This window comes from Salinactinospora qingdaonensis, from assembly GCF_039539445.1.
In the GTDB taxonomy this organism is placed as follows: Bacteria; Actinomycetota; Actinomycetes; order Streptosporangiales; family Streptosporangiaceae; genus Salinactinospora; species Salinactinospora qingdaonensis.
Window position 1 is genome coordinate 42,143 of sequence record NZ_BAABDD010000018.1, and the last position, 17,348, is coordinate 59,490.

14 protein-coding genes are annotated in these 17,348 nt (G+C 66.6%); all 14 read right to left on the minus strand.

Annotated features, from left to right (window positions below):
* Positions 1–32 precede the first annotated feature (32 nt).
* The 14 genes from ABD848_RS17370 to ABD848_RS17435 all read right to left on the minus strand — a co-directional run bounded on the left by ABD848_RS17370 (position 33) and on the right by ABD848_RS17435 (position 17,176).
* Positions 33–1,529, minus strand: coding sequence for a DHA2 family efflux MFS transporter permease subunit (locus ABD848_RS17370; protein ID WP_344973244.1), 1,497 nt, complete (start codon positions 1,527–1,529; stop codon positions 33–35).
* A 52-nt stretch (positions 1,530–1,581) separates the two neighbouring features.
* On the minus strand, positions 1,582–2,964 hold the full coding sequence (locus tag ABD848_RS17375; protein ID WP_344973246.1) for a GNAT family N-acetyltransferase: 1,383 nt from the start codon (positions 2,962–2,964) through the stop codon (positions 1,582–1,584).
* Positions 2,965–3,081: 117 nt separating this feature from the next.
* Entirely contained in the window at positions 3,082–3,624 is a 543-nt protein-coding gene (locus tag ABD848_RS17380) for an RBBP9/YdeN family alpha/beta hydrolase (protein ID WP_344973248.1), read from the minus strand.
* 2 nt (positions 3,625–3,626) lie between these two features.
* Entirely contained in the window at positions 3,627–5,342 is a 1,716-nt protein-coding gene (cmlS, locus tag ABD848_RS17385) for a chloramphenicol-biosynthetic FADH2-dependent halogenase CmlS (RefSeq protein WP_344973250.1), read from the minus strand.
* Positions 5,343–5,353: 11 nt separating this feature from the next.
* Positions 5,354–5,992, minus strand: a complete 639-nt coding sequence (locus ABD848_RS17390; RefSeq protein ID WP_344973252.1) for an LbetaH domain-containing protein — start codon at positions 5,990–5,992, stop codon at positions 5,354–5,356.
* Positions 5,989–7,353: an ANL family adenylate-forming protein gene (locus tag ABD848_RS17395; protein WP_344973254.1), complete on the minus strand. Its 1,365-nt coding sequence runs from the start codon at positions 7,351–7,353 to the stop codon at positions 5,989–5,991. Before ABD848_RS17395 ends, ABD848_RS17390 begins: the two co-directional genes overlap by 4 nt.
* On the minus strand, positions 7,354–8,055 hold the full coding sequence (locus tag ABD848_RS17400) for an SDR family NAD(P)-dependent oxidoreductase (RefSeq protein WP_344973256.1): 702 nt from the start codon (positions 8,053–8,055) through the stop codon (positions 7,354–7,356). It abuts the gene before it with no gap.
* A gap of 3 nt (positions 8,056–8,058) precedes the next feature.
* Positions 8,059–8,946: a GNAT family N-acetyltransferase gene (locus tag ABD848_RS17405; RefSeq protein ID WP_344973259.1), complete on the minus strand. Its 888-nt coding sequence runs from the start codon at positions 8,944–8,946 to the stop codon at positions 8,059–8,061.
* Positions 8,947–8,960: 14 nt separating this feature from the next.
* Positions 8,961–9,293 carry a hypothetical protein gene (locus ABD848_RS17410; RefSeq protein ID WP_344973261.1) on the minus strand — a complete coding sequence of 111 codons (333 nt, stop codon included), beginning with the start codon at positions 9,291–9,293 and terminating at the stop codon, positions 8,961–8,963.
* A 334-nt stretch (positions 9,294–9,627) separates the two neighbouring features.
* Entirely contained in the window at positions 9,628–10,674 is a 1,047-nt protein-coding gene (locus tag ABD848_RS17415; RefSeq protein ID WP_344973263.1) for an ABC transporter permease, read from the minus strand.
* The gene (locus ABD848_RS17420) at positions 10,671–11,633 is read right to left on the minus strand and encodes an ABC transporter permease (protein ID WP_344973265.1); all 963 of its coding nucleotides are present in this window, start codon (positions 11,631–11,633) and stop codon (positions 10,671–10,673) included. Before ABD848_RS17420 ends, ABD848_RS17415 begins: the two co-directional genes overlap by 4 nt.
* Positions 11,630–13,345: a sugar ABC transporter ATP-binding protein gene (locus tag ABD848_RS17425; protein WP_344973268.1), complete on the minus strand. Its 1,716-nt coding sequence runs from the start codon at positions 13,343–13,345 to the stop codon at positions 11,630–11,632. The genes ABD848_RS17420 and ABD848_RS17425 overlap by 4 nt, the downstream gene beginning before the upstream one ends.
* 126 nt (positions 13,346–13,471) lie before the next feature.
* Entirely contained in the window at positions 13,472–14,581 is a 1,110-nt protein-coding gene (locus ABD848_RS17430) for an ABC transporter substrate-binding protein (RefSeq protein ID WP_344973270.1), read from the minus strand.
* A gap of 255 nt (positions 14,582–14,836) precedes the next feature.
* Positions 14,837–17,176: an AbfB domain-containing protein gene (locus ABD848_RS17435; RefSeq protein ID WP_344973272.1), complete on the minus strand. Its 2,340-nt coding sequence runs from the start codon at positions 17,174–17,176 to the stop codon at positions 14,837–14,839.
* Positions 17,177–17,348: the final 172 nt, after the last annotated feature.

Consider the following 17,348-nt stretch of genomic DNA (forward strand, 5'->3'; position numbering starts at 1 on the left):
GCTCCACACTCCAGCCGTTCGAAAAACAAAACCTAATCCTCGGCCTGTTGCTTGGGCGGAGCCGGGGCGGGCGCGGGGGCGGGGGCAGCGTCGGTGGCGCGGCGGATGATGAACGCGGCCGTAACGGCGCCGAGGACCAGCAGCGCCACTGGCAGGTACATCGACTCGCTCAACGCGGCGCCGAAGGCGGCCATGGCCGACTCGGGCACCTCGCCCGCCGCGACTCCCTCGGCCGCGGCCCGCTCGCCGCCCAGGTCGTGGACGGCCATACGGCTGGCCACGACGGCGGCGATCGCGGCGCTGCCCAGCACCGACCCGACCTGGCGCATCGTGTTGTAAGCCCCTGCGCCGGCACCGGCCTGGTGCAGGGGGAGATTCAGGGTCGCGGTCACCGCCAGCGAGGGCCAGAGACAGGCGTTGGCGATACCGGCGAGGGCTGCGCCCACCAGGAACACCGGGATCGGCGAATCGGGGGTCATGAGCGTGGCGAAGCCCATGAGTGTGGCCGCGAACAGCGTGAAGCCGGCGACCGGGATCAACCGGGGGTGGAGCCGGTCGCCGAACATGCCGACGACGGGGACGAACAGCATGGCCAGGATCGCCATCGGGGCCAGCAGGAGCCCGGCGCCAACCCCCGACAGGGAGCGGACCTGCTCCAGGTAGAAGTACAGCGGGACCATGATCGCGGCCACCGCGGCGGCGGCTGCGGCGACGGCGACGCTGGACAGCGCGAAGTTGCGGTCCCTGAAGATACTCAGTGGCAGCAACGGCTCGCGGGTGGTGCGCCCCTGGTAGACGGTGAAGACGACCAGGACCGCCACTCCGGCGGCGATCATCCACCCCAGCCACGCCTCCCAGCCGCGGTTGCCGCCTTCTTGAATACCGAACACCAGCAGGAACATGCCGGTGAAGCTGAGCACGACGCCGGGGATGTCGAACCTGCGCCGTCTCTCAGATGTGTGGCTGGTGAGCACGGGCACGAACCGGATGGCCAGGATCAGGCCGGCGGCGCCGACCGGAACGTTGCTGAAGAAGATCCACTCCCAGCCGACCTGATCGGCCAGGACGCCTCCCAGCAGCGGCCCGACGAGGTTGGCCAGCCCGGCGACACCACCCCACAGGCTCATGGCGGCGCTGCGCCGCTCCGGGGGAAAGATCCGGGTGATCATCGCCATCGTCTGCGGGGTGACCATAGCGGCCCCCACGCCTTGGACGGCGCGGGCCGCGATGAGCACCGTCACCGAGTCGGCCAGTCCGCACCCCAACGACGCCAGCGTGAACAGCGCCAGGCCCCACAGGTAGACGCTGCGAGGGCCAAGGTAGTCGCCGAGCCGACCGGCCGGCAGCAGTAGGGCCGCGAAGGTGAGGAGGTAGGCGCTGGTGGCCCATACGACCTGCGAGACGCCGGTGTTCAGGCTCTCCATGATCACCGGGTTGGCCACGGCGACGATCGTCATGTCCAACACGACCATGAAATAGCCGACGACCAACGCTGTCAGGGCCGACCAGGGGTTGCGTTCAGCGGTCACAGGTGCCCATTCCTTACTGGAGTTTCCCGAGGGCTCTGCGGGGGTGGAAACGTCACGGCAGCCGACCCAGCCTGCGCTTGATCCAGAAGACGAGGCGACCGCTGCCGCGGACGAACCTGGTGAGCCGCTGTAGCGAGCTGGTGGCGGCGTGGTGCTTGAGCGGCGGTCCGAAAACGTACTGCCAGTAGAGCCAGCGCCGGTCGACGCGCCCCAACTGCTCGCACAGGTCGATAGCCATGACCTGCACGGGCTCGGCGCTGTAGGGGTGGGTCTTGGTGAGGGGCAGCCGTTTGGCGCCGATCTTCTCGTAGCTGGGGGCGAGCTTTTCGATGGAGTCGAGGACGAGGTAACGGCAGTCGAGGTTGAAGACCATGCGCGCCACTTCGCGGAAGAGGGCGACGACGACCCCGGCCCCCCGGGCGTCGGGGTGGATCGCCAGTCGCGACACCTCCACGAACCCGCCCCGCCAGATGTGGACCGGCAGCCCGGTCGTCTCAGCCTCGATCTCGCTCAGGGCGCGATCCCCGGCGTTGACCACGACCCGTCCCGTCCCCAGCACTTTGTTGCCCAACAGGCACATGAAGTTGACCGAGTGCGGGTCGAGGTGGTCGGCGACCTCCGTGCAGTCCGTCACTTCGGAGAGGCGGCCGAAGCTGCGGTTACCGGCCAGGCGCATGCCGAGTGCCTGGCGAAACGTCGCGTCGTCGGAGACCGTCTGGACCGTGAGGTAGCCGGTCATCCGCGACGGTTTGACGCCGCAGGACGCGAGTGCGGCGAAGTCGAACCCTTCGACGGTGCCGGCCAGAGCGATCGCGCAGAACTGTCTCGATCTTCGGTCGACGATGCGGAAGGCGAACCGCACCCCGCCGGGCTCCTCGCGATAGGCGGTCAACTGCGCACGCAGTCGCAGGCGTCCCAGCCACGGCAGCCAGGACTCGACGGTGACGACCATTCCCGGCACCAGGCAGCGGCCCGGGTCCTGGGTCACGAACGCACCGTGGTAGGGCGAGAGCCGAACCACGCTGACGCGCTGCACCCGCTGGAAGAGCACGCTGCTGCGTAGACTCGCCGTGAGCGGTTCGGGCAGCAGGTAGTCGCCCGCCTCCAGTTGGGAGTCGACGAACCGGGCCAGGACGACTCCGCGGCTGCGGTCCACGGAATAGTCCGTGGTGAACAGCGGAACCCTTGTTCCCTTCCTGACCTGGGGCCAGTCGGCTCGGAAGACCATGGCGAGCCGGCCGCCGTCGGCGATGTCGGCAAGCATGCGCGGGTCGGCGACGGTGCAGATGACCCAGCCGTCTGATCTACGGTCCTCAAGGACCGCCAGCACCCGGCGCCGGTCCGACCAGATCAACAGGTCCGGCTTGTGCAGTTCGACGTTCCAGTGCTGAAACGTTACGCCGGGGTCGACCTGCTCAGCGTGGACAGCTTCCATATCGGCTTCCCTCCGGCTCGCGTGGGCGGTGCTCGCTTTCGGGCGCCCCTGGGCTGGCGGCGCGGCAGCGTCGCTCGTGGTCTCCGAGTACGGCACGCCGTTCCTCCAGTCGCCGGCTCAGCGCACGAAATGGTCGGTGAAGATGGACCAGCCCTCGTCCCAGGCGCCCAGGTCGGACTCGGCGTTGATGTGGCCTCGGCGGCCGACGTTGACCAGTTGAGCGCCCATCTGCCGAGCCGCTGCCTCGGAGTGCTCCAGGGAGCCATAGGGGTCGTTCTCACTGGCCACCACGACCGTGGGGAAGGGCAGCCGCTCCTGGGGCGGGGCACCGAACCCCTGCGCCGCAGCCGGGAAGTTGGGGCCGTGCACGTCGGGCATCGCGACCAGGAACGCCCCGGTGATGGCGGTATCGGTGTGGTCGCGGGCCCATTCAGCCACCACCGAACAGCCCAGACTGTGGGCGACGAGGAGTTTGGGGCCGGTGACGGCGGCGAGTGCGTCGTCGAGGTCTTTGACCCACCGGTCACGGTCGGGGCTGTCCCAGGACTCGTGCTCGACCCAGACGCCGCCTGCCGTGCGCTGGTACCACAGGTACTGCCAGTGGTGGGCCTCGGAGTTGCCAATGCCGGCGAGGAACACATAGGTCGCTGTCGTTTCCATGGTCACACCTCGTATTCGACGCCCACGCCGTCAAAGCGCAGGCGGTCCTGGATGAAGACACGCTCGTCGTTCTTGTCGTAGCCGGTCAGCAGACCGGCCTCCATGAGGCGAACGACAATCTGGGAGCCCACGTCCTGTTTTCCGGCCTCGCCCAGCCAGCCCACCAGGGACTTGTAGCTGACGTCCTCCTTGAGCAGGCTCTGGAAGATCTCTCGGTGCTCCTCCTCCACCGGGTACTTGACCATGTCCACCCCGTCCTCGTTGGCCAGCACCTGGTGGGGCTCCAGTCGGAAGCTGAGCGGCTCGACCTTGTAGTGGGGCTTGAGGCGCACCTCCTCGCCGTTCCACCGCAGTTTCTTGATGCGGTTGAGCTGCTTGGTGAGCCCACTGATCCAGCGCACCCGGGCGGTGTTCAGCTCGTCGTCGGAGAACTCGTCGCTGAGTTCCATGCGCTGGTGCCGGCCGATGGCGATCATCGTGGAGGCACGGTCGCGGAAGTCAGCGACCGAGAAGGAGGAACTGTCGCGCTCCTTCTCGACCAGCCGGTTGAACCACTGCTGTCGCTCCAGCCGCTCGTCGTCGGACTCGCTGATCCGGCGGTTGAGCCAGAACTGCGACTCGGGCTCGGTGAAGGAGGCGAACGTGTAGAACGAGGCTAGGAACTCGTGGTACTGCTCGTAGGTGTCGCGGTAGGTGCGGTTGTACCACTGATGGACCGCTTCGAGCTCGTCCTCGTGCTGGCTGGCGCGGTCGATGGCGGCGGCTGCCGAGACGGCCGACTGGGTGGCGAGGTGGACGCCCTGGGAAAACAGGGGGTCGGTGAAGCAGGCGGAGTCGCCGCACAGGAAGAACCGGCCGTCGGAGAACAGCTCGGAGTCATAGGACCAGTCGTGGACGATGCGCACCTCGTCGACCATCTCCGCGTCGCCCAGGAGTTCCATGGCCCGGGTGGCCTTGGCGAGGGTCTCGCGGTAGAAACGCTCGGGTCCCAGCTCCTTGACCTCGCTGGCCTTGGAGCGGTCGACGACCAGCCCGACGCTGTAGATGTCACCTTTGAGCGGGATCATCCAGACCCAGCCGTCCTCGAAGGTGATGGAGTAGGTGGTGCCCTTGAGGTCGTTTGCAAAGGGGTCAGCGCGTTTGAAGTAGGACCAGATGGCGAAGTTCTTGTAGAACTCGTCGTAGCGGCGGACCTTGAGCTGGCGCGCCAGCAGGCTGCTGGAGCCGCCGGCGTCGATCACGAAATCACTCTCGACCTGCTGGGGGCCGTCGTCGCGGCGCACGGTCAGCGTGACCCGGTCGGGGGCGGAGACGTCGGCGTCGGTGACGGGGGTTCCCTCGGACACGGCGATGCCGCGCTCCTTGACCTCGTTGAGCAGCAGCGTGTCGAACTCCTTGCGATCGACCTGGATGGCGTGGTCAAAGACCCAGGGCTCGCTCAGGGGCGTCGAGAAGGAGAAGGTCCAGGGAGCTTGGTCCTGGCCCCACAGAAACGTGGCGGAGGGTTTCTTCACGAAGCCGGCGGCGTCGATCTTGTCCTGGAGCCCGAGGCGGTACAGGATCGACAAGGTGCCCGGCAGGAACGACTCGCCGACCCGGTAGCGGGGGAAGTGTTCCCGCTCGTAGAGCTCGACCTCGTGCCCGAGCTTGTGCAGCGCCAACGCCGCCACGCATCCTGCGGGTCCGCCACCGATGATGGCAACCTTCGATTGCTTCACTCTTGCTCTCCTCAGGATGACTTAATGGACTTGATACGGCTCGGCGACAGGTAGGAGAACCCGCTGTCGGCGTTGTCGAACAAGCTGATCCCGGCCTGGAATCGGCAGTCGTCGCCGATGACCACCTCCGGCGCGATCGTGCAGCTCAGACCGAAGAAATTGTCGTCACCGACCGTGATGCTGTTTCCGCAGTTGAAGTTGGGAGCGAGGAAGTTGTTCGCTCCCAGACGCGAGTGGTGCCCGATGGTGCAGTGGTAGTTCACGACCGTGTGGCTGCCCAGGGTCACGTTCACGCCGACGTAGTTGCGCGGGCCGATGATGATGCCTGCGCCTTGCAGCGCAGCGGGTTCGACCATGGCGCTGGGATGAACGATGTTCTCGGCGATCAGAGCGTGCTTGTCGATGAGGTCGTCGATCATCGCGCGCCGGTGGCCGGTGTCTGAGAGGGCCAGCACCACACGGGTCCCGGCCTTGGGAGGGAACTCCTCCGGCGCGAGGCACAGGTCGGCCGGCGCGTGTGTGGACTCCTCGGGCACGGGCAGATAGCCGGCGATACGGTACTGCTCCTCACCGGCGGCGGTGATGTCGTCGATGTAGCGGGTGACCTCAAGCGCGAACTTGCCGGCCCCGATGATGACGAGCTCCTTCACGGTTGGCTCCTCCTCTTCTTGAACCGTTCGGAGACCGTCACCGCGTCGACGATGTTGACCTTGGCGGGGATCTTGAACTGGTCGACCTTGCCCGTCAGGAACTCGGTGACGTGCTTGCGGGCCTCGGGCCGGGTCATGTCGGTCGTGGGTTTGATGTCCACGCACACCGACTGGCCGGTGATGGAGTTCGCTTTGCCGTAGACCACGCAGTCCTCGATGAGGGGACTGGCGATCAGGATGGACTCCAACTCCAGCGGGAGCACCTTCTCCCCGCCGACGTTGATGATCTCCTTGGCGCGGCCCCGGATCTGGATGTAGCCGTCGGCTTTCTCCTCGACGAGATCTCCGGTGCGAAACCAGGAATCCTCGGTGAGCGAGTCACTGGGATAGTTGAGGTAGCCCATGAACTGGGTGTTGCTCTTGAGCTGGAGTTCACCGTCGACGATGCGGTACTGGACGTTCTCGTCGGCGATCTTGAAGTAGGTGCTGCTCGACGACTCACTCGTGGTCGTGGAGATGCCGGTCTCGCTGGTGCCGAAGGTCTGGAGCAGTTTGACCCGGGGGAAGGCCGCGTTGACACGCTTGAGCAGCTCTTCGGGCATGGGCTCGGTGCCGTAGGTGATCAGACGCAGGCTGGTGAGGTCGTACTTGCGGTGGTAGTCACCGATCATCAGCAGGTTCAAAAAGGTTGGGCTGGTGGGCAGCAGCCGGATTCCGTACTGCTCGATCAGGGCGCAGATCTCGTCGGGGGTCCGCTGGCTGGGCACGATGGCCGCTCCGCCGACTCGCAAGGCGCCGAGCAGGGAGTTGATCCCGCCGATGTGGTCGAACAGCAAGAACATGAGGATGTTGGGGGGCTTTCGCCCCACCCGCGTGTGTGCCCCCAGCTTCTCCTCGACGATGGAGTCGAGGTTGTGCAGGATCGCCTTGGGGGCGCCGGTGCTGCCGCTGCTGAGCAGGACGAGCCCGGCGGCGCCGGCCTCGACGAGGCGGTCGTAGGTGCCGGCCCCAGCGCCGGAGGCTCCCGCCACCTCTTCGATGGTGAGGTCCCCGTCGACCCGAATGGTGTGGGTGGGGCCGCAGGACTCCATGATCGTGGTGTGCGTGGCCTCGTTGAGAGTAACCACGGGGATGACCACGTTGCGGTTGATGTAGAGCGCGAGCAGCGTGGCGATCGACAGGAAGGAGAAGTCGGCGTTGAGGACGACGACGTCGTGCGGGCGCACCTGGTGCTCGCGCAGGGTCTCGCCCACGTGCTCAACCCCCGCCGCCAGGTCGGTGTAGGTGTGGGAGGCGCCGCGATCGACGACGGCGGTGAGCGTCCCCAGCTCCGCGAGCCTGGTGACGAGTTCGCTTCGCATTCAGTTAACACCACCCAGGAATAGCGTCTCGCCGGTGACGAAGCCGGAGGCCCGGGAGACCAGGAATTCGACGGGGCCGACGATGTCCGCCATCGTGCACATGCGTTTGATCGCCTGCCGCCCGATCAGGTCGTCGACCATCTCCGTGGGCAGGGTCCGGGTGAGAACCGTGCGCACCGGCGGCAGGCCGATGCCGTTGACCCGGATACTGAAGCCGGCTAGTTCCTTGCTCATGACGCGGGTCAACTGTTCGACCGCGCTCTTGCTGGCGGAGTAGGCCAACTGCCCCTCCAGTGCCCAGGGCACGGCCACGGTCGACACGTTCAGGATCGAGGGGGCGGGCTCCTCACTCTTCTGTAGCAGCTTGGCGGCTTCCCGGCAGCAGTTCAGTACGGCGAAGAAGTTGATGTCGAAGATCTCGCGGGCGACCGTTTCCGGCGTGGTCATGAAGTGGTTCATGTTCGACGTGCCGGCGTTGTTCACGAGGGTGTCCAGGTGCCCGTGTTCCCGCCTGATCTCGCGGAACATGGCTTTTACGGCTGTGGGCTCGGTGAGGTCGGCTTCGTGGTGGCTGTAGTTGGCGTGGTCGATGGTTGACGACTTCCTACTGCACCCCACGACGCGGTCGCCCCGGTCGAGAAAGTGTTCCGCCAGCGCCTTGCCCACTCCCGTTCGGGTGCCCGTAATGAGGAGGGTGTTCATAGGTCAGTGCAGTCGATAGCCGATCAGCAGGGGCAGGGTGTAGAGCGGAGGCTTGATGTCAGCCGGTTTGAGGTTCTTGGAAAGGTACAGCGACGGAACATCACGGTCGATCACCTTGCTGAAGGCCGGTTTGGGCTCGGCCTCGACCTCATCGCGATCGATGACCACGCAGGTCAGCCCGAGCCGCAGGCACCAGAGCATTTTCAGATAGTCGATGTGGTTGAGCAGCATCCGCTTGTCGCTGGCGTAGATGATCCGGCCGAAGGGCCGAAGGCGGCTCAGCCACATCTTCTTGAGGATGATGTAGGAGTAGCCGGTGCCGTTGTTCTCCCGGACCAGGAAGTGGCTGCATGGGACGTCGTCGTGGTCCAGAAAGATCTGCTTGTCGGTCTCGTCGAGGTACTGGACGATCGCGTGCTTGCGGGTCTCCACCCGCACACCCGCGCCCAGACTGCGCGGCGTGGGGATCGGGAGGAACATCAGCAGTTGTGTCTCCAGATCGTTCCACCCGAACTTCTTGCTGATGTCGTAGACCGTCTGGGTCGGCGTGTAGTTGAGCAGCGTGACCTTGCGCAGGGACATGACGGGCAGGAAGAGCTTGATGCTCTCGTTGCGATAATCGTCGCGCACGTACCAGCTATGTATCTCGCAGAACTTGTGTCGCGTGCCGTTGATCTCGCGTTCTGTGAAGAGCGTGCCGAGGAAGCCGACGACTTCGCCTTCCGCCTCCATGACGTAGCCGTAGTAGCCTTCATCGCCTCCCCACACGGGGCGAAACATCCGCTTGCGTGCCTCGAACGGCAGGGGCGCGGAGTTGAGGGTCGAGTTGCGCAGCAGCTCATAAACCGGATACAGGTCGTCCGCACCGGCCTTGCGTACCGAAACCGACATCTGCCCGTCCTCTACTAAGCCGACTCGGCAACGGTGTCACGGCCGGTTTCGACGCCGGCCAATTCCAGCTCTTCTTCGATGAACTCGATGAGCTTGCTGACACGGCTGAAGGGGCTTACCCGCCTCGACACGGCTTTTTCTGAGGTCAGCGATATCTCGACATCGAATTCATCCTCGATGGCCTCTTCCACCTGGGTCAAGAAGCCCACCAACTGCATCGAGTCGAAAACTCCGGTGTCGCCGTACAGGCCGACCTCGAGCATGTTCCCGGTCGGGATCTTCTCGCTCCTGCGCTTATTGAGGTCTTCGACGACCCCCACGATCAGCGTGAGAATACGATCTTGCATGGCGCCCCTCTAGACACAAGACAGAGATTCTTCCCGCAAGCTCCATACGTACTCCGCACAAATTGCAAAATTATTAATACCTCGTTTTATTCTCAACAACCATCTGGACATTCACGAACCCAAGGAATTCACCCCCCAAACACCACCCACGAAACAACACGACTCTAAGTAGAAAATAAAAACACTGTGTAATGACTATAACAGAGGGGAATGCGGTTCGTACTTTCTGTGACGGAAGCGAATACGACGGAACGCGCGAAAGGCCACGCTCCGCGAGAGTCCGCGGAGGCCACGTTTCCTTCCGCGCGTTCCTTGTCCCGCTCAGCGACGCACGTCAGACCTGCTTGCGGCGCCTGCTCAGGTAGTTCTGCGCGAGGACCACCAGGATCAGAAACGAGCCGCTGACCACCTGTTGGTAGGCGGAGCTGAGGCTGCCGATCGCGTTGATGATGTTCTGGATGACGTTGAGCAGGAGCACGCCCACCAGCGACCCGGACACGAAGCCGTAGCCGCCGGCCAACAGCGTGCCGCCGATGACCACGGCCGAGATCGCGTCCAGTTCGATGCCGATGCCGAAGATGGTCACCCCCGAGCCCAGCCACACCGCGTTGAGGGCACCGGCCAGACCGGCGCACAGGCCGGAGAGGGTGTAGGCGGTGATCTTGGTGCGCGCCACTGGCACCCCCAGCAGCGCCGCCGCGTCCTCGTTGCCGCCGACCGCGTAGAGGTTCTGGCCCCACCCGGTGCGGCGCAGCATCAGCCCGCCGATGGTGAAAAGGACGATCACCAGGAACACCGGGTAGCCGATGCCGGCTATGCGGTCCTGCACTATCGGAGTGAGGAGCAGCCCGTCGGGTACCACGTAGGTCTCGGTGCCCTCGTCGGAGACGGCGAGCATGAGCCCCCATGCGCCGAGCATGGTCGCCAGGGTGACGATGAAGGGCGCCAGTCGCGCGCGGGCGATGAGCACGCCGTTGAGCATGCCGATCAGCCCGCACACCACGAGCGGGAGCGCGAGCGCCGCCAGGCTGCCGAACTGCGACGCCCACGCGGCCAGCACCCCGGCCAGGGCGAACACAGTGCCCACCGACAGGTCGATACCGCCGGTGATGATCACGAACGTCATCCCCAGCGCGATGATCGCGGGGAAGGCCGCGCCGACCGCGATGTGGTTGAGGTTGCCCAGGCTGAAGAAGCTGTCGAGCGTCAGTGACGCGACGGCCAGGACGATCAGCAGCACTACTAAGGCGCCGTGGCGCTGAACGAACTCCGTGGCGACTCCGCCGCGCTCGCCGTTGCCGGCGGGCGGTTGCCGCCCGGTGTCGCCGTCCGGTCCCACAGCGCCGAGCTCGACCACCGCCGTGCTTTTCCCCGTGGTCATTTCTTCCCCCGCTCCCTCGCTACGTAGACGGCCGCGATGATCACCACGGTCTGGGCGATCTGCGTCCACGACGGCGGCAGGTCGTGCTTGATCAGAGTCGAGACGAGCAACTGCATCAGCACCGCTCCGGCTACTGTGCCGGCGACCCGCACCCGGCCGCCCTGCAACGGGGTGCCGCCGACCACCACGGCCGTGATCGCCGACAGCTCGATGAGCACGCCAAGGGAGTTGGGGTCGCTGGCCTGGAGCCGCGCCGTGGCCAGCACGCCGGCGATGGCCGCGAACAGCCCGCACAACACGTAGACCGCCAGCAGGGTGCGCTGCACCGGCAGGCCGGACAGCTCGCTGGCACGGCGGTTACCGCCAATGGCCACGATCTGGCGGCCGAAGGTGGTGCGCCGCACGATGAAGACCACCAGCGCGATGAGCGCCACGGAGATCCAAACCAGGTAGGGCACCCCCAGGACGGAGCCGGCGCCCAGTTCGCGGATGCCGGGGTTGCGGATTCCCTCCAATTGGGGCAGCAGCACCAGCGACAGGCCGCGCCCACCGATCATCATCGCCAGCGTCGCCACGATCGCTTGGACCCCGGCGAAGGCCACCAAGGCGCCGTTGACCGCGCCGGCCGCCGCACCGGCGACCAGGGCGACCAGGATGGCCACCACCGGGCCATAGCCCAGATACAGCGAGATCATGGCCGCGGCCAGTGCCATCACCGAGCCCACCGACAGGTCGATACCGCCGGTGGCGATCACCAGCGCCATCCCCAACGAGAGGATCAGCACCGGAGTGACCTGCACGGCTTGGGTACGGAAGTTCTCCAGTGACAGAAAGTGCGGCGTGAAGACGATGTTGAAGACCAAGAGCGCCGCGACGCCGATGTAGACGCCGTACTCCTGGAGCCAGGGGATGATCCGTTCGCGGTCGATGCGCAACCGGGGTATATCGAGCGCAGTCACCGGCCCTCCTCTCGCGCGGGGCCCTTGCCCGCGCCCGCTGTGGCCCGGGTGTCGGCGGTGTCTTCGCCGGTTGTGACGGTGCCGTCGGCTGATGTCGCGGCGGTGCCGGTAGGGGGAAGCGTCGCGGGGCTGGTCTCGGCGGCGCCGGCCTCGGGTGGGTCGATGTCGGCGCCGGCGTCGGCGATGGCCGACATCAACCCGCCCTCGCTGACCTCGTCGCCGGTGAGCTCCCCCACGACGGCGCCGTCTTTGAGCACCACCACGCGGTCGGCGCCCTCGATCAACTCCTCCACGTCTGAGGAGATGAGCATGACTCCCAGCCCTTCGGCGGCCAGCTCGTCGACCAAGCGCTGCACCTCGGCCTTGGCGCCGACGTCGATGCCGCGGGTGGGCTCGTCGAGCAGTAACACCGTGGGGTTGAGCGCCAGCCAGCGGGCGAGTAGGACCTTCTGCTGGTTGCCGCCGGAGAGTTCGGCGACCTTCTGTCGGGTTCCGGCCGCCTTGATGCGGAGGCGTCTGACGAAGACGTCGACGACGCGGTCGATGCGGCGCTCGGAGACCAGCCCGAAACGCGACATGCGCGGCATCGCCGCGAGCGCGATGTTCTCGCGCACCGAAAGTTCGGGGATGATGCCCTCGCTCTTGCGGTCCTCGGGCAGCATGCTGATGCCCGCGCGGATCGCCGCCGCCGTGGAGCGGCGCCGCAGCGGCACTCCGGCGACCGTGATCCGGCCGGACTCCAGGGGCAGCGCGCCGGCGATGGCCCGGGCGGTCTCGGTACGGCCCGACCCCAACAACCCACCCAGTCCGAGCACCTCACCCGGGTGGATCGCCAGGGAGACGCCGTGGAGCTGCTGGCGGGCGTTGAGGTCGTCAGCGACCAGCACCGGCTCCTCGGCGCGCGCTTGGTGCGGGCCACCGAAGGTGGTGGAGCCCTGGCGTTCGATCTGTTCCATGTCCCGGCCGAGCATCAGCGAGATCAGTCGCAGTCGCTCCAGGTCGGCCATTGCGCCGGTGTGCACCACGCGGCCTTCGCGCAGCACGGTGACGCGGTCGCAGATCCGGTACAGCTCGTCCAGCCGGTGGCTGACGTAGACCACGGTGATTTTGCGCTCGCGTAGGGTGTCGATCACCGAGAACAGAGTCTCGACCTCGCGCGGCTCCAGGGAAGAGGTGGGCTCGTCCATGATCACGACCCGGGCCTCGGCCATGACGGCGCGCGCCAGGGCCACCATCTGCCGAGCTCCCATGGACAGGCCCTGCAACGGCCGGGTCACGTCGACCTCGACTCCATAGTCGCGCAGGATCGTGGCCGCCTCGCGGTGCATGCGAGGGAAGTCGATGAGCCCGAAGCGTCGCGGTTCGCGCCCCAGGAACAGGTTGCGCGCCACGCTGAGCAGCGGGATCAGGTTGACTTCCTGGTAGATGGTGGAGATCCCGGCCTGTTGGGCGCGCAGCGGAGTGTCGAAGCGCACGTCCTCGCCCTGGTAGCGCACCTGCCCACCGTCGGGGGCGTAGACCCCGGTGAGGACCTTGATCAGCGTCGACTTACCCGCGCCGTTCTCGCCGACCAAGGCGTGCACCTCGCCGTGAGAGAGCTCGAAGTCGACCTCGTCGAGCGCGAGCACGCCGGGGAACCGCTTGGTGAGTCCGCGGGTCCGCAGGATGGAGGCAGCCTCGTCGGCCCCGCCCTGCGCTGCGGTAGCGGTCATCGCCACTGTTCCTTCCTGTTGTCTGTCGCTCCCACGCGGTGGCGCCGGAGCGATCCAGCCGGACCGGCGGGACCGGCCGGGTGGTACGGCCCGGCCGGTCCCGCCACTGCCGATGGCCCCTGCGGGCTAGTAGGCATTGGGCAGTTCTTCTTCGGCGTTCTCGGCGGTGTACTCGCGGTCGGAGATGATCAGTTCGACCGGGACGTCCTCGCCCTTGCCGAAGGCCTCGTGGGCGTCGAAGGCCAGCGGGCCGAAGCGGGGGTTGGACTCGATGACCGCGTAGATCCAGCCGTCGATGATGTTCTGTACCGCCGTCTCGGTCCCGTCGATCGTGACGATCTTGACGTCGCCGGGCTCCTTGCCCGCTCCGCGCAGCGCGGTGACCGCGCCGATGCCCATCTCGTCGTTCTCGGCGTAGACGCCGTCGATGTCGGGCTCGGACTGGATGAGCTGCTCGGTGACCGACTGGCCCCCTTCGCGGGTGAACTCGCCGGTCTGCTCGAAGACCAACTCGATGTCGGGCGCCTTCTCCGCGACACGGTCCTTGAAGCCCTTGGTGCGTTCGGTCGTGACGTTGTTGCCGGGGGTGCCCAGCAGGATGGCGACTTTGCCTTCGCCGTCGAGCGCCTCGATCATCTGGTCGGCGGCGCGCCGGCCCTGCTCGACGAAGTCGGAGCCGATGAAGGTGACGTAGTCCTCGCAGGGGGTGCCGTTGATCTGGCGGTCGATGGTGACGATGGGCACCTGCTTGCGCTCGGCCTCGGCGAGGACGGGCTCCCAGCCGTCGGAGTTGAGCGGGGCGATGATCAACAGTTCGGCGCCCTGCGACATCAGCCCTTGGACGTCGCTGATCTGCTGGGAGAACTCCGATTGGGCGTTGGCGGTGATCAGCTCGATGCCGCGTTTCTCGGCCTCGTCTTCGATGGAGGCGGTCTCGGTGATGCGGAAGGGGTTGGATTCCGCCTCAGACTGCGAGAAGCCGACCTTCATTTCCGACAGGTCGAATCCCTCCATGCCGAACTGCTCGATGTTGCAGGTCTCGTCACTGCCCGCGGCGTCGTCGAGCACCTGGGCCTGCGCCTCGGTGTCGCCAGACGGCTGCTCGGAGGCGACGTCGTCCTCCCCCCGCGCGCAGGACGTGGCCAACAGGGTCAGCGCCGTACAGGTGACCGCGGTGAAGACCGTTGCCGTGCGTCGGGGGGAGCGCCCGGCGCGGTCGAAGAGATCAATTGCCATGTTCAGCCTCCACCAAAGAAGGGTGTGCGAGCCGTTCAGCAAGCCGCGCGGTTGGCGAGGTTCGCCGGGTGGCCGCCGATAGACGAAAATCGGGGTATCGGGGACTCGTGGGGTCGGGGGCGGATCGAGGTCCGCTCGGGGCCGCAGGCGGTCTGCCCGGGCTGGGGGCCGCCGGTGCCGGCGGGCACCGGCGGCGTTGTGGGGCGGGGCCGCCCGCTGTCGGGAAGGGGCGGCGGGCGGCCCGTCAAGTGACGGTCAGGCCCAGGGGTCCTCCAGGGCCCAGGTCACGTCCTCGTTGAAGGACTCCGAGGTTTCGTAGGCCTCGGGGCCGCCGACGCCGGCGAGCCAGAGTTCGGCGGCGTAGTGGCGCAGGTACTGGTCGGGGAAGTTGTAGGAGCGGAAGGAGACTCCGGAGCCGGCCAGGCCGGGCACTGCGCACCAGGTGGCGTCTTGGTGGAACAGCTCCGAGCCGTCGGAGGCTTCGCGCCGGACGCGGGAGTCGCGGTGACGCAGGTACTCGCCGGGGTAGTTCAGCGATTCCAGCGAGTAGCACTGGTCGTCGGCCAGGCCGGGGACGATCCGCCAGGTGGCGTCCTCCTTGAGCAGCTCCGAGCTGTCGTCGTCGACGACCTCGGTGAAGCCCAGGGAGTCCTGGTGGCGGATGTAGCGTTCGGTGTAGCCAGGGGTGGTGACCCGCAGGGAGCGCAGCTCGTCCACGGGCAGCTCGACCGATCCGCTGACCGGTCGGCCGGCGATCAGGTCCTCGTGGGCGGCCTTGACCCGCTCAAGGTCGATCTTGAGCCGCTGGCGGTCATAGGTCCACATCCCGTTGAGCTCATTCTCGACGTCGGTGATCTCGGTGTAGATGGCGGCGGAGAGCCCGTTGGTGCGCTCCAGGCGCTGCACACCGGCGGTCAGGCCGACATAGCGCGTGGTCAGGGACTCGCTGTCGGAGACCATCTCGTAGCCGAACCCGTTGCCCGGGCTCCATTCGTGCTCCTCGAAGCGCAGCCCGAGGCCGCCGTACTCGCCGAGGATCGAGATCCGCTCGTCGGAGGCGGGGGTGGGGTCGCCGGGGCCGACGTAGATGTGAGAGTCGACGGCGTCGCCGTTGCCGGTGTCGAACCAGCCCGAGGCGCCGGTGACCAGCCGCGAGGGGTCCATGTCGGCGACCTCGTCGGTGATGCGCGCCCCGTCGTATTGGCCCCAGCCCTCGTTGAAGGGAATCCAGTGGGTGATGGAGGGGAAGTTGTGGTGCTGGTCGATCATCTCGGCCAGCTCGTGCTCGTACTGCTCCTGGGCGGCCTCGTCGGGGCTATGGGCCATGGAGGGCATGTCCTGCCAGACGAGCATGCCCAGGCGGTCGGCCCAGTAGTACCAACGGTCGGGCTCGACCTTGACGTGCTTGCGGATGGTGTTGAAGCCCAGGTCCTTCTGCGCCTGGATGTCGAACTTCAGCGCTTCGTCGGTGGGCGCGGTGGAGATGCCGTCGGGCCAGTACCCCTGGTCCAGAGCGCCCATCTGGAACACGTACTCGCCGTTGAGCACGGGGCGCAGCACGCCGTCGACCATCTCGGTGTCGATGGAGCGCATGCCGGCGTAGCTCTCGACCCGGTCGCGGACCTTGTTCTTGTCGCCGCGTTCGAGGGTGACCTCGACGTCGTAGAGGAAGGGGTCATCGGGTGACCACAGGTGAGGATCGGGCACCGGCACCTCGATCGTGGACTCGGGCTCGCCGGTGGCAGTGCCGACCACGGTGTCGCCGTCGCGGACGGTGACCCGGGCGGTGGTTCCGCCGTCGCGCACGGCGTGGACGACGGCGTCGAGGTGTTCGCCGGCCACGTCGGGGGTCAGGTCCAGCTTCGTGATGTTGGCGGGATCGACCGGCTCCATCCACACCGTCTGCCAGATGCCGGAGTAGGAGGTGTAGAAGATGCCGCCAGGGTTGTTGCGCTGTTTGCCCACGGCTTGCTGGCCGGAGTCGGTGGGATCGTGGACGCCGACCACGATCTCGTTCTCGCCCTCTTGCAGGGCGTCGGTCATGTCGAAGGAGAAGCGGTCGTAGCCGCCGCGGTGGTCGCCCATCTTGGTGCCGTTGACCCAGACATCGGCTTCCCAGTCCACGGCGTCGAAGTGGAGCTTGACGTGGCGGTCGTCCCAGGAGTCGGGGACGGTGAAGGTACGGCGGTACCACATCCGGTCGGTGTCCTCGACAATCCCGGAAAGAGCGGACTCCACCGGGTAGGGGACGAGGATTTCGCGATCGAGGGGGCGGCCGAAGGGCGGCTCATCGCCCTCTTGGGCCGGCGCCCACTCCCACGTGCCGTTGAGGTTCTGCCATTCGTCGCGCACCAACTGCGGACGCGGGTACTCCGGTAGCGCGTTGCTCGGCGATACGTCATCGGTCCAGGGGGTCTCCAGCGGAGGTTCTTGGGGGCTCCACTCCTGGGCCTGGGCCGTGGTGACGACCGTAAGCGGCAGGACAAGGGCGGTGGCCGCGGCTGTCGCCCTAGCCAGAAGGGAGCGGGTGCGCATGCCGCCGAAGCGGCGAGGAGGATGCGAGGGGGGATCGAGATAGACGGGGAAGCGTCTCACCTGAAGCCTCCGGATCATGGGGGTCATGAGTCACGCGGCCGGAGTGACAAGCCGCGGGGGTGTTCCGTACGTCTTTTACAACGTAGGAAATCCGGTTTCTCCATGATGAGACCACAGTCACACGTGCCTGTCTAGTCCTCGATTGAAGATCGGTTGACTTCCGCGATTCAGC

Bases quoted from the DNA above. Each gene is read 5' to 3' on its own strand.
- ABD848_RS17375 (WP_344973246.1), bottom strand. From the start codon at position 2,964: ATGGAAGCTGTCCACGCTGAGCAGGTCGACCCCGGCGTAACGTTTCAG.
- ABD848_RS17380 (WP_344973248.1), bottom strand. From the start codon at position 3,624: ATGGAAACGACAGCGACCTATGTGTTCCTCGCCGGCATTGGCAACTCC.
- ABD848_RS17395 (WP_344973254.1), bottom strand. From the start codon at position 7,353: ATGCGAAGCGAACTCGTCACCAGGCTCGCGGAGCTGGGGACGCTCACC.
- ABD848_RS17400 (WP_344973256.1), bottom strand. From the start codon at position 8,055: ATGAACACCCTCCTCATTACGGGCACCCGAACGGGAGTGGGCAAGGCG.
- ABD848_RS17405 (WP_344973259.1), bottom strand. From the start codon at position 8,946: ATGTCGGTTTCGGTACGCAAGGCCGGTGCGGACGACCTGTATCCGGTT.
- ABD848_RS17410 (WP_344973261.1), bottom strand. From the start codon at position 9,293: ATGCAAGATCGTATTCTCACGCTGATCGTGGGGGTCGTCGAAGACCTC.
- ABD848_RS17415 (WP_344973263.1), bottom strand. From the start codon at position 10,674: ATGACCACGGGGAAAAGCACGGCGGTGGTCGAGCTCGGCGCTGTGGGA.
- ABD848_RS17425 (WP_344973268.1), bottom strand. From the start codon at position 13,345: ATGACCGCTACCGCAGCGCAGGGCGGGGCCGACGAGGCTGCCTCCATC.
- ABD848_RS17430 (WP_344973270.1), bottom strand. From the start codon at position 14,581: ATGGCAATTGATCTCTTCGACCGCGCCGGGCGCTCCCCCCGACGCACG.